This is a genomic window from Paenibacillus sp. MER 180, assembly GCF_023713665.1.
In the GTDB taxonomy this organism is placed as follows: domain Bacteria; phylum Bacillota; class Bacilli; order Paenibacillales; family Paenibacillaceae; genus Paenibacillus_B; species Paenibacillus_B suaedae.
Genome location: NZ_JAMAVT010000012.1, coordinates 89,782 through 102,157 on the forward strand (window position 1 = coordinate 89,782; position 12,376 = coordinate 102,157).

General features: G+C 45.2%; 11 protein-coding genes and 1 riboswitch. Of the genes, 8 read left to right on the forward strand and 3 right to left on the reverse strand.

The genetic code is table 11. The annotated features are described in order from the left end of the window. Positions 1–5: 5 nt before the first annotated feature. Positions 6–4,802 carry a MucBP domain-containing protein gene (locus tag M3661_RS19500; protein WP_251487723.1) on the reverse strand — a complete coding sequence of 1,599 codons (4,797 nt, stop codon included), beginning with the start codon at positions 4,800–4,802 and terminating at the stop codon, positions 6–8. A 151-nt stretch (positions 4,803–4,953) separates the two neighbouring features. After that, a riboswitch (cyclic di-GMP riboswitch) is annotated at positions 4,954–5,041 on the reverse strand. 438 nt (positions 5,042–5,479) lie between these two features. Here M3661_RS19500 and M3661_RS19505 point away from each other — a divergent pair. The 4 genes from M3661_RS19505 (at position 5,480) to M3661_RS19520 (ending at position 8,489) form a co-directional block, all read left to right on the forward strand. Then, positions 5,480–6,403 carry an ABC transporter ATP-binding protein gene (locus M3661_RS19505; RefSeq protein WP_251487725.1) on the forward strand — a complete coding sequence of 308 codons (924 nt, stop codon included), beginning with the start codon at positions 5,480–5,482 and terminating at the stop codon, positions 6,401–6,403. Then, complete coding sequence (locus M3661_RS19510) at positions 6,393–7,091, forward strand: ABC transporter permease (RefSeq protein ID WP_251487727.1); 699 nt, start codon at positions 6,393–6,395, stop codon at positions 7,089–7,091. Before M3661_RS19505 ends, M3661_RS19510 begins: the two co-directional genes overlap by 11 nt. Positions 7,092–7,327: 236 nt before the next feature. Next, positions 7,328–7,528 carry a cold-shock protein gene (locus M3661_RS19515; RefSeq protein ID WP_005543633.1) on the forward strand — a complete coding sequence of 67 codons (201 nt, stop codon included), beginning with the start codon at positions 7,328–7,330 and terminating at the stop codon, positions 7,526–7,528. A gap of 310 nt (positions 7,529–7,838) precedes the next feature. Beyond that, a complete protein-coding gene (locus tag M3661_RS19520) occupies positions 7,839–8,489 on the forward strand; it encodes a TVP38/TMEM64 family protein (protein WP_021255720.1) in 651 nt (216 codons plus the stop codon). A gap of 154 nt (positions 8,490–8,643) precedes the next feature. On the opposite strand, the gene M3661_RS19525 is transcribed toward M3661_RS19520, so the two are convergent. Next, positions 8,644–9,462, reverse strand: a complete 819-nt coding sequence (locus M3661_RS19525) for a hypothetical protein (RefSeq protein ID WP_251487729.1) — start codon at positions 9,460–9,462, stop codon at positions 8,644–8,646. 343 nt (positions 9,463–9,805) lie between these two features. Between M3661_RS19525 and M3661_RS19530 the strand changes: the two genes are divergently transcribed. Next, entirely contained in the window at positions 9,806–10,120 is a 315-nt protein-coding gene (locus tag M3661_RS19530) for a YbjQ family protein (RefSeq protein ID WP_021255722.1), read from the forward strand. Between the two features lie 141 nt (positions 10,121–10,261). Here M3661_RS19530 and M3661_RS19535 read toward each other — a convergent pair whose 3' ends face one another. Continuing rightward, positions 10,262–10,471: a cold-shock protein gene (locus tag M3661_RS19535; protein ID WP_021255723.1), complete on the reverse strand. Its 210-nt coding sequence runs from the start codon at positions 10,469–10,471 to the stop codon at positions 10,262–10,264. 283 nt (positions 10,472–10,754) lie between these two features. Here M3661_RS19535 and mug point away from each other — a divergent pair, with 283 nt between their 5' ends. From mug to M3661_RS19550, 3 genes are all read left to right on the forward strand, one after another. Continuing rightward, positions 10,755–11,270 (forward strand): G/U mismatch-specific DNA glycosylase, encoded by a 516-nt coding sequence (mug, locus tag M3661_RS19540; protein WP_065292435.1) that lies wholly within the window; start codon positions 10,755–10,757, stop codon positions 11,268–11,270. 211 nt (positions 11,271–11,481) lie between these two features. Next, positions 11,482–11,655 carry a hypothetical protein gene (locus M3661_RS19545; RefSeq protein WP_251487731.1) on the forward strand — a complete coding sequence of 58 codons (174 nt, stop codon included), beginning with the start codon at positions 11,482–11,484 and terminating at the stop codon, positions 11,653–11,655. Positions 11,656–11,846: 191 nt separating this feature from the next. Then, a complete protein-coding gene (locus M3661_RS19550) occupies positions 11,847–12,299 on the forward strand; it encodes a MarR family winged helix-turn-helix transcriptional regulator (protein ID WP_021255725.1) in 453 nt (150 codons plus the stop codon). Positions 12,300–12,376: the final 77 nt, after the last annotated feature.

A 12,376-nucleotide genomic window follows, 5' to 3' on the forward strand; every position in this document is an offset into this window, starting at 1 on the left:
CGCGATTATGGATACACGACATCAGCGTTTACTTTCTCCCACGATTCGAATTCATCCTTGTTACGGTGGTAGTCATGGTAGTTCGTTGCTTCCATCACATCGGAATAGTACCAATCCGCAGGGGCGATATCCGGCCATTTCTTCGCGTCTTTGTGGACATCATCATTGTGCACTTTGCGGTTCAACACGCTGTTGATGAACGCCATTGCTTCGGCACGAGTGATGTACTGATTTGGCTTGAACTTGCCATCTGGATAACCCTTAATCCAGCCTTTGTTTGCTGCGGATACGATGTATTTCTCTGCCCAATGACCGCTGATATCGGAGAACAGTGTATTCGTCTGCTCATTCAGCTTATCGAATCTGGAAGCAATTGCGGCGAACTCTGCTCTCGTAATCGGTTTTTCTGGCAGGAAAGTGCCATCCGGGTATCCAGTGACAATCCCTGCATTCTCCATCGTGGAGATGTGTCTGTTCGACCAGCGCTTTTCGGCTACATCTTTATAAGAGTTGGTTCCCTTCAAGAAGTTGGCCCGTGTGGTATTCTCCATTAGGCGATAGAAGATAGCAGCTACTTCTTCGCGGCTGATCAGGTTTTTCGGCTTGATTTCCCCATCCGGATATCCATTGATGTAATTGTAATGATATTGCGTTTCTAACTTCGGCACCGGTGGCAATGGTGGAACTGGTGGTAATGGCTTGGAGCTTGGATAATAGGAACTGCTGCCGCCACTGCTGCTGCCTCCGCCACTTGAGTTTTGCGTGTAATAGAAGATGTACTCTTGCCCTTCCTTATCAGTGAAGGTGTAAGTGTCAGTGGATTTAACAGGTGTATACCCCGATATGGACAGTGCCGTAAGTTCAACCTTCTCCCCAGCTTTGCCGCTCTTCGTCGTTGGATTTACGAGCTGCTTGCCTGTTCCTTGCTCCACATATTTAATCGTTACTTGCTGATCTGGCTTGCTGATTGGATTCTTGATGTAGAGGATCGTGAACGTCTGTGAAGCATCTGCAGTGAAGACATAGTTGTAAGTAGACTGTTCTGGATTATATACAGCGTCTGTCACTGTAAGCGGTGTTGGCTTCAGTGTGATGTGCTCTCCGGCTTTGCCTTTCAACGAAGTTGGTTCTGCTACCGGTGCAAGAGTCTCCTTATCCAGATGCAGTACCGTCAGCAGCAATGCCTCTACAGGATCACCCTTTTTGTAGTAAATCGTATACTGTTGCTCTGGAGTTCCGTTAATCGTAATGTCATGGTTGAATTTTAAAGGCTGATACACAGCGTCTGCTACGGAGATTGGCTCAGCTGTTACATGAACGACTTCGCCAGACTTGCCGCTGACCGTAGTAGGTTCCTGCAGCACTGCGTCAGTGCCTTCTTCAAGGTGATGAACAGTTACGAAATAGGTTGGCAGATCTTTTTTGCTGTAGAAGAACGTATAGGATTGTTCAGCTTGCTCAGTGACTGTGTATTCATGCTGGTAGGAATCTGGCACATAGATTACACCATCAACTGTAATATCTTCTGCTCTCAGTGTGATGGTTGCCCCAACCTTGCCGCTTGTTGAAGTGGATTCCTTCAGAACTGTGCCAGTAGCTGCATCCTTATAGTGGACGTGTACGGTGCGTTCTTGAGGAGTAACGTCCTTCTTGGTGTAGGTGAAGGTATAGGATTGTTCCTCTTGGTCTGTAATGGTGTATTCATGCTGATAGGAGTCAGGAACGTAAACTACGCCATCAATCGTAATATCTTCCGCCTTCAGCGTAACCGTTTCTCCGACCTTGCCGCTCGTCGAAGTGGATTCTTTCAGAACTGCACCAGTAGCTGCCTCTTTATAGTGGACGTGAACAGTACGTTCTATAGAAGCATTCTTGGTGTAGAAGAAGGTGTGCTCTTGGTTAGCCTCAGCTGTGAACGTGTATTTGACTTCCGGATTGACTGGAGTATAGCCTGTAACTTCTAATGCAGTCAGTGTTATTGATTCTCCAGTTTTTCCGTCTTTCGAAGCATCATTTGCGATAGGAAGCTTGGTGTCTTGGTCAATGTAGTGGATGGTTACTTTTTGTGGATTCGCGGTGTAGAAGAATTTGTACGTGTCGTTTTTATCTGTGAATGTGTAAAGCTCTCTTTCTACCTCAGGCGTATAGCCAGGAATCTTCTTGGCTTCCAACCCAAGCTTCGTGCCGGTAGGCCGGTTATAAGTTTCAGAATCTGCAAGTGTTTCTTTGGTTTCTTTACTCAAATACTCCACTGTCAGTGTCTGTTGGCTTGGCGTATACCAGAATGTGTATACATTGTCCTCGGCTTTGAATGTATAGCTATCTTCAGCTTTGTCAGCTGTAAAGCCTGGAATGCTCAGCGCCTTCAACGTAATCGTCTGTCCAGTGACACCTTGTGCAGATGTTCGGTCAGCGATTTCTCTGTTTGTAAGACTGCTGACATGTTTGATGATTACTTTTCGAGTGTTCGCTTTGTAGAAGAAGGTAACCACGTTGTCTGTAGCTTTGACAGTATAGGTTACTTCCGATTTCTCAGGCGTGTAGCCCGGGATGTCGATAGCTTTCAACGTAACAGACTCGCCAATCTTACCTGAGCCAGAAGTGTCATCGTCAGCGATGGACTTGCCCGTACCCTTGTCGACGAACTTGATAGTGATAGGGAGATCCGTCTTCTTGTAGAAGAAGGTAACGACGTTGTCCGCAGCTTTGACGGTATAGGTTACTTCTTCCTTCTCAGGCGTGTAGCCCGGGATGTCGATAGCTTTCAACGTAATGGACTCGCCAATCTTGCCAGAGCGAGAAGTGTCGTCGTCAGCGATGGACTTGCCCGTATCTTTGTCAACATACTTGGTAGTGATAGGGAGATCCGCCTTTTTGTAGAAGAAGGTAACGACGTTGTCCGCAGCTTTGACAGTATAGGTTACTTCCGCCTTCTCAGGCGTGTAGCCTGGGATATCCAGAGCTTTCAACGTAATGGACTCGCCAATTTTACCTGAATGAGAAGTGTCATCGTTAGCGATGGACTTGCCCGTATCCTTATCGACGAACTTGATCGTGATAGGGAGTGCTGTCTTCTTGTAGAAGAAGGTATACTCGTTGTCCTTGGCCTTAAATGTGTATTGAACTTCGGCGTTTTCAGGCGTGTATCCCGGGATGTCGAGTGCCTTCAACGTAATCGTCTGTCCGTCGGTGCCGGAGAGCGAAGTATCGTCGTCAGCGATGGATGTGCCAGAGTCCTTATCCACATACTTAATTGTTAGCTTTTGTGGAGCTAGCATATATCCGAACCATACTGTTTTGTTAGGTTCCTGCAGTGTTAACGTTTCTTCTGTAGGGTCGGTGCCCTTTTTCAACACATAGTTATCAAGCTTCGGAGCAGGAACCTTGTACTTCGGCCCTATATCCAGCGCATCCTTCCCATTGACAGTGAAAGACTCGCTGTACAACTGCTCTGCAAGATCCACACGTTCGACAACCTTGCCGTCTGCGTTAATAGGCTCGCCTTGTTCATTAACCTTGTAGCCTTTAACAATAATGGAGCCTTTGCCGAAGCTGACTTGAGGCACTTCAAAATCTTTTGTTGTACGTTGATGATTCACATCTGTATATTCCATGGTGGTTCGTCCGTTTGTCGGGTAATTGACATCAGCACTCGGATTTTTAGAAGAGTCCATTTTGATGGTATATGTCAGGGTTGCCGGACTTCCCTCTACAATGTTGCCAACGTCCCATACAAACGTTTCCGAAACTGAATCCCATTTCACCGTGCCTTGAGATGCTGTATAGTCTTGCTTTTCAACAGGTGCATTACCTTTGAAAATAAGGTTAAACATTTCACCCATCGGATCCTTGACTATAGCATTTTCAGCCGCGTAAGAAATTTTCCCTGCCAGTTCAGAGAAGACCTTCTCCAGCTCTGCGCTGTCAGACGGGTAATAGTTGTTTGCTGAAGCGCTGTTCTTTAATACATATACAGCGTTAGCATCACTGCCGACCTCGAGCCCGATCGAATAAATGGTGATTCCTGCATCCTTGGATGTTTTGGCTTGAGATATCGTAGGAATTCCATTGTCCTTAACCGTATAGTTATCTATCTTGTATCGATCTCCGAACAAGCCAGAGGATAAATCATAGCTGTTGCCGGAACCGATAGTCTTGGTGTAGTCAAAGTTGGAAAGTACAAAGTTATACTTGTTATTGGGCCATGAATAAGGAGCGGCTTTTTTTGCAGGAGAACTGAACGTTGGCGCACCGTCACTAAGCAGCACAATAAATTTATTTTTAGCTGAACTCTTTGTAGTTAGTAACTGATGTGCTGTGTTGAGAGCGCCTTGTATGTTTGTCCCTCCGGAAGCCGAGATACCCTTAATATTGTTCAGGAGCTTTTGTTTGTCATTCTGGCCAAGAAATCCGGATGATGTGTCCTCTGCGCTGGTGCTAAACGTGACAAGAGCAATTCTTGTTTTGACGTTGGACAAAAGCAGTGTGTTTACAAATTTCTCCGCTGCTTTTTTGGCATTGTCTAACCGTTTGTAGTTTTTCATACTGTCTGACTTGTCTAAGACAAGTACGACATCGGTGTCACCGGCTTCAACGTTCTTCCCTTCGGCGGTCAGAGTAATCTGCCACTCTCCTGGCGTTCCGGTTGGCTTCGCTGTCTTGCTTAATTTCACAGCACCTGGCTCTGGCCAAATTGGATCACGTGCGGCTGCATCTGCACTTTGCAGTGTGTGAGGAATAAACCCGAAGAACACGGCAAATACGCACAGCCATGTTACGGCCAACTTTACTCTACGTTTCATTCAATTCGCCACCTCATTTTTTCATTTTATTCCTCCCCTACCGAAGTGAGTCCATGCCTCCTCATTCTTATTTATATAGCTCAACGGACAGTTAATTCCGCCAGAACTTCACATAAATAAAAAAAGTCCAGCTGCAAGTAACAGAATTGTTAGTTGCAGCTGGACTATCATAGGTCGTAGGACCGTTAGACTCCGAAGCTTTGCGGCCTAATCTTTCGATTAGTGTGCCCTATGAGATTGATCAATCATAACACTTCTTATTCAAGCGAAGATGACTGAATCATAGGCATAGGGAACTATCAAGCTCAATATAGGTTACGAGGAACAATTTGTCAATGATAAGAAAATACTAGTTTGTATACATACTACAAGTATTAACCTACTAGAGTCGATTCATACCTGATAATAGATAATCAATCTATATGCCTCCAACTTTATAACTATTCATTGCTATCAGATGGAAATAACGGATTGAATTGCTCCAATGCCCGTACGATAATGAGTAGAACAGATAATCTAGCAATCGGCTTCAGGAATACCTCGGTGTGTCGAGTGAGACAGGATGAAGAACGACTAGAGCTTAAGATTTTTGTAAGGATTGAGTAAGGAATTAGAGAGGAATGCCTCATACAATAAAGTCATCGGGAAGCACGCATTGAGCGGGAGGAGATACTGGCATGACGTATTTATTACGTACACATCATTTGACGAAGACGTTCCAAGGTAAAGAGGTCGTCTCGAATGTGAATATGAACATCCGCCAAGGAGAGATATATGGATTTTTGGGTCCGAATGGGGCCGGTAAGACAACAATTATGAAAATGATTACGAACTTAATTAAGCCTACAATGGGTCAAATTGAAGTATTCGGGGAAGCGCTAGCCCCTAAGTCGTATCATCTGCTGGCTCGGATGGGGACAATTATCGAATACCCTGTATTTTATGACAAGCTGTCGGCACGAGAGAATATGGAGCTGCACTGCGAGTACATGGGATATCACAACATGAAGGCCATAGATGAGGCATTGGAGCTGGTGAAGCTCAACCATGTGGGTGATAAAGCAGTTAAAGATTTCTCGCTTGGAATGAAGCAGCGGCTAGGGATCGCCAGAGCGATCACAACGAAGCCGGAGCTGCTTCTATTGGATGAACCTATTAATGGGCTGGATCCGATAGGGATTAAGGAAATACGCGATTTGCTTCTTATGCTGAGCAGACAATATGGTACAACGATATTGATATCAAGTCATCTGCTGGGTGAAATTGAGCTAGTTGCAGATACGATTGGTGTCATTAATAATGGTCGATTAATTGCAGAAGTGTCTATGGACGAGGTTCGTATGAAAAATAGCGAATATATTGAGATTGTGACGAATGATTGCACGCGAGCTGCGTTCCTGCTCGAAGATAAACTAGGCATACACAATCTACGAGTCATGGACGAGCGCATAATTCGAGTATATGATCCGAATATCCAGCAGGGTATGCTGACGAAGGAACTGGTCGTGAACGATATTTTAATAGAATCGATCCATAAGAAAAACAGCTCTCTAGAGGAATACTTTTTATCTTTGTTGGATGGAGGTGATCATGTTGCGTAATTTGATAGGTTTGGAGCTCCGCAAGCATCACATAGGAGGGTATATTCGAATTGCGATTATTGCAAATATTGTCACGATTTCCATTTTATTCTTAATGTTATACAGTCCTAACATGATGGAAGAAGTTGTTTTCGCGGATTACACTGCCCTTTTTGTGGGTGTGGATTCATTTGTACGAATGATCTTTATCGTCTTTGCAGCAGTATTGATATCTCGGTTCATTATTGATGAATATAAATCAAAGACAATAAACATCCTATTTATGTATCCAATAAGTCGGAAAAAGATCCTCCTCAGCAAGTTGGCCATTATCGCCATTTTCACATTTAGCAATATTGTTGTGTCTGAAATTGTGCTTAACGCGATCTTGTTGACAGCAAATGCAATTGTACCCATTATACAAGAGCCCCTGACTTTGTCGATAATTGGGGGAGGGGCATTGAAGTTGATCATGAATGCAATGGCTGCAAGCATTATGAGCCTCATTCCGCTATATTTCGGCATGAAAAAATATTCGACACCGACGACGATCATGTCTTCCTTGCTCATTGTTTCCATCGTGTGCTCGAATAATGGGGGAGTCTCGCTGAATTCAATCATTATCGTTCCGATCATCTTGGCACTGATCGGTGCATTCGTAATGTACATGACAATAAAGAAGGTTGAGCACGTAGATGTGGTTAATTAGTTGAATACGCTGACGTTGTCTGAGCCTGAGAAGACTTGGACAACGGGAAATTAAAACAAATTAAAAAACAGGAATTGCTATTTGGGTAACCATGTGGTAAGATGACTATATTCAAATTTGACCTGATTCACATATTGCAGAGGGTTATTTTGAAGCTAGAATAACCTTGTCCAATATGTGAATTTTATTTATTTATGTAAATAAGAGGTCATGTAAATTTTAGGAGGTATTTGTTCATGCAAACAGGTACAGTTAAATGGTTCAACGCAGAAAAAGGTTTCGGTTTTATCGAAGTTGAAGGCGGCAACGATGTATTCGTACACTTCTCCGCAATCACTGGCGACGGCTTCAAAACGTTGGACGAAGGCCAACGCGTTGAGTTCAACGTAGTTGAAGGCAACCGTGGACCACAAGCTGAGAACGTTGTAAAGCTGTAAGACACGAAATTACAATGCCCCAGACCTAAGGTTTGGGGCATTTATTAATTTTATGCGGCAGGGATGCCGTATGAATAGCAAAGAGCCGTCCTCAGGGGCGGCTCTTTGTGTTTCTGCTTCGCTTTTGTTATATTCGCAGCCACGCCATTTATTTGTCGATCTTTTTTGTTGTAGAGGCAGTATAGCGGGGATGAAGTATGTTATGCTATTGTTCGAAGCGAGCTTATGGCGGCTTCCTCTCGTATGACAATGGCAATCATATTGAGCCATTTCGGACAGATAAATATAGAGGCTGGTGGATACGTACAACATGGAACTATCCGAGATAACTTCTTATTTTACCGAAGAGCATTTGAAGGCGTTGTTGGAGCAATTCCGTTCCTTCGGGCCGCTGCCGGGCATATTACTGACGTTCATGAAGTCCTTTATCCCGCCGCTGCCTACCCTCGTTATTGTAGGTGTGAATGCTGCAGTATATGGGTTGTGGCTCGGATTTCTCTATTCATGGATTGGAATCGTGAGCGGCTGCATGCTGACGTTCCTCATTGTGCGCAAGGCAGCAGGCCACCCGTTGCTCGCTCGCTGGGCTGAGAAGCCGAAGGTGAAGAAGAGCATGCTGTGGGTGCGTCATAATGCATTCAGTTATGTCTTCTTGCTTAGTATTTTCCCAGTAGGTCCCTTCGTTCTTATTAATATGGTCGCGGCTGTTGCGCGCATGCGAATCCGCTCCTTCTTCATTGCGATTCTCTTTGGCAAGGCGCTCATGGTATTCTCCGTATCCTATATTGGTCACGATATACAACGATTTATTGATCATCCGCTGCAACTTATTTTTGTCGTCCTATTTATAGGCCTGTCTCTGTTGATTAGCAAAAAAATTGAAGCACGCTTCACGCGGCATACTTCTGATGAAGAAGGGCACATAGACGCTGCCTTAGAACAGCATAAGCAGTCAGTGTAGAAGGGCGATTAGGGTCTCGGCTGGAGGTAGAATGATTGCGCCCTTCCGTCTAGTCAACGTCGCAGCTGGATGTGAATGATGATCCCCGGATAACTCCGGGGATTTTTATTTGCGACCATCTGCAGTTGGCGTGAACCGTAGAGCCTGTATTATGTCATGAAGTGAAGGTGCCTTTTGCTTTGTTTACAATTTCCGTAATACGTGACTCGTGCTGCTCTAGCTTCTTTTTGGACTGATCGATTTGACGAATTAGGGAGACGAGGGATGTTAGCGACTGAAGTGAACTTTTGGCGTCTCCCTTCTTAATTGCTTGATTGAGCGATGACCATAGTGGCGTAGTGCGTTTCTGTAACTCACTAACCGTGCTTCGTTCTGATTTCATTTGGGCATTCACGGTATTGATGCCTGCCAGAATATCACGTACGCGTTTTACGAATTTCGATTTGCTCTCACGTGCCTTCTTTACTGCTTCTACCTTTGTTTTAATGTCCATTCTTGCTAATTGCACTGCGGCCTTCACAATATCGCGCTGCTTGCGCAGTATTTCTTTTTTGTCGTCTTTTTTGGAGCCCATGCGGGATAGCTGATCGTTCAGGAGCTGGTATGAAGCGAATAGCGGTTCGTAGCGTTGTCTTGTTTGCTTTAGAGAGGCTTCCAGTTTATTAATCTTGTCGGTATCCCAGTGTTGAAGCTTACTGCGTACATTAGTCAGGTTTTCTTTATTTTTTGCTTGCACCTGCTTCAGGGTGTTGTCTCGTTGCAGGCTCTGATTTTGCAAGGAAATGAGCTCGCTGTACATGGAGTCTATGGAGCTGGCTTGGGTTGGGGTAGCGGAATCACCTATCTTCGTCAATGCGTTCTTCGCTGTGGGGGATAATTCCTTGTTTGCTGCATGCGATACAGCGGATAGCAATGGCTGTAGAAGCAACGCGGCGAGCAGTACTGCTGAGACTTGCCAACCTCTCTGTTTCATTTGTAAACCTCCTCTTGGTCGTTAACTTCAGGACAACAAAAAAACCCGCAAGAAGGGCATGATTGCCCATTCCTACGGGTGCTTCCGTCGCAAGAAATTACGATATATTATTTACATGTAAAATATAACCAAATGAATAGAGTCTTGTCAAGGTAGTCTGGATATCTGATTGGACAGAGAAGAGGCATCAACAGATGCATGTTGCAAAAATGTAAGTAAATGAGGGTGGATTGTCATATTAATCAATAGGTACTGTGAATGGCTCGTTGTATACTGGATACTATAGAAAACAGTGAATGTATGAAGAACTTCAAGTTACCCTACCCTTAGGAGGAATGAAATGATGATCGTAACGACAACACCATCGATTCAAGGCAGAGAAATTGTAGAATATATAGATATTGTAACGGGAGAGACAATCATGGGCGCCAACGTCGTACGGGACTTCCTTGCCTCTGTGCGTGATGTAGTAGGCGGTCGCTCTGGTGCATATGAGAGCAAATTGAAGGAAGCGCGTGTCATTGCGATGGAAGAAATGAAGGATGCGGCAAGACGACTTGGCGCCAACGCAATTGTCGGCATTGACGTGGATTATGAAGTGGTGCGAGAAGGCATGTTGATGGTTGCAGTAAGCGGTACGGCAGTCGTTGTTCGTTAGTACAAGCGCTAGAACATAATAAGAATAAATAAGAGGTCTGTGTCTCATTGTGAGCGCACAGACCTTTCGCTGTAAAAAAATGCGGCCAGCCTCAGTCCATAGACGGATGAAGCCAGCCGCGGACGTCGAAGCTGAGCGATTCTACTTCGTGTGGGCATAATTGGTGTTGTTCGTTAGTGTAGGGAGCATACGCGACGATTCAACCATTGTAGACTGGCAGATCGGGCAAATGGGGGTGTCGTCGAATGTGAAGTTCTCCCGCATCCAACAGGAGCAGCCGTCCTGACTGCATTGCCAGATGGATGTTTGCTCCTCGGGAACTGGCTCGGGTTGTTTTTTTGCATAGTACATGGTAGAACCCTCCTTTTATTTGTGCGCGCTGATGAGATGGGATAAATAAAAGCGCGGGCTGAATGAAAAGAACTGCCCCTATGGACAGCCCTTCTATTCACGGTTGACTCGGCAAGTTCCAAGTATGTCTGCAAGCGCAGTCGGTACAGTGAAAACGAATGTTATGCAGCTCACGAGCGTTTTCGCATGTTGCCGCTCTTCTATTATGTGAGTCGACTTCGAAAAATATGCGAAATTTTCTAATTTCTCATGATGTTGTAAATGAGTGAAGGAGGTCATGTCGATGGATTTCATTCCCGATCATCTTGCCCCGCATCTGCGTATTGTGTTCGTTGGTTTCAATCCAAGCTTGAGATCAGGGGCAACGGGGCATCATTATGCGAATCCACGCAATCGATTCTGGCAGATCATTTATCGAGCAGGTCTGACTCCGAGGTTGTTCCAGGCGGAGGAAGATGGCGATCTGATTGAATTAGGCTATGGATTTACGAATATTGTTGCCCGTCCGACTCGAGCGGCTGCGGAGATAACGGCAGAGGAGTATGCGGAAGGGCGCCAGCAGCTTCGTCAGAAAATTGAGATGTATAAGCCGAGGATCGTATGTTTTGTCGGAAAGGGTGTGTATGAGAAGTACAGTGGGCGTGCGGGCATCAATTGGGGTGTACAGGCAGATCCGGTTGTAGAGGGCGTATATGAGTTCGTCGCCCCTTCATCCAGTGGACTTGTCCGTATGAAGCTGGATGAGATTGTAAGCATCTATGCAAGACTAACAGAGGCACTTGATCCCGGTGGCGAATGATGAAGAATGGGCTTATATTTGATGCAGGGGACTAACAGGGAGTAAAAGCGAGCATTATTACAAGCGAACCGTTCTGTTTCATGAAGATGATGCTTCTTGCGGTCAGATGCGGCAAGAAGAGGGAACACCACATTTTTCTAACAAGAGTCTACTCCTTATACTTAAATAGGCTTAAATTGTGCACGTACAACAAGCGAGGAGTGACTTCTGTTTGAGTTACGAACAAATGTTAGATAGACGAAATGAACTGTTAAAGCGGAATATCCAGCAATACATTGCACTGGACAATCAGCACGGACTGAATTCACAAGAGCAATATTTGATGAATCATATGATTAAGGAGCTTCATCAGAACATGCATGATCTGCATGCTAGCCATAAATAAGGCAGTATGTAGGACTGTTGATGATATACGGGAATCGGGAAGAGAGCGTCTGCGTGAGCAGATGCTTTTTTTTGTGCAGGTTACGTACGGTTGAGGGGGTTGTCTGCTGCTTGAATCCGATTCAGCTCTGTGGTAGACTACTGTCACAAAATAAGTAGTCGGCTAAATAAATGAATGGGAGTTTATAGACAATGGAAGATACGTATTTGGATTCGTTAGAGGTGTTGCTGTCACAGGTTGTGCGGGCATACAACAATGAAATGATGAAGAAGGTGCAGGATGTGGGCATCCATCCTGGGCAGCTGCCGATGCTGTTTCTGCTTAGTGATCAAGATGGGCGGAGCCAGAAGGAATTAGTGGAGAAGGCGAAGATTAAGCCAGCAACGGTTACGGTGATGCTGAATCGTTTGGAGAAAGCGGGGCTCATCGAACGCCGTGCGGATGAGGAGGACTTGCGGGTTTCCCGCGTATATTTGCTGCCAAGAGGCAAGGATGCCGTAGGGCATGTGCAGGAGGCTGTGAAGGAAGTGGAACAGCAATGCTTCCAAGGATTCCGCGAGGAGGAGAAAATCCTGCTGCGTCGTTTCCTGCTGCATATGCATCACAATCTGTCTGCTCATGATGAAGAGAGGGTAGGCGAATAGAATAGCAGCCGCTGTTTGCTGTTAAAGGGTTTCTGCAATAAGGCTACGAGCCGTCCCCTCCTGCAGTTTGTATCATT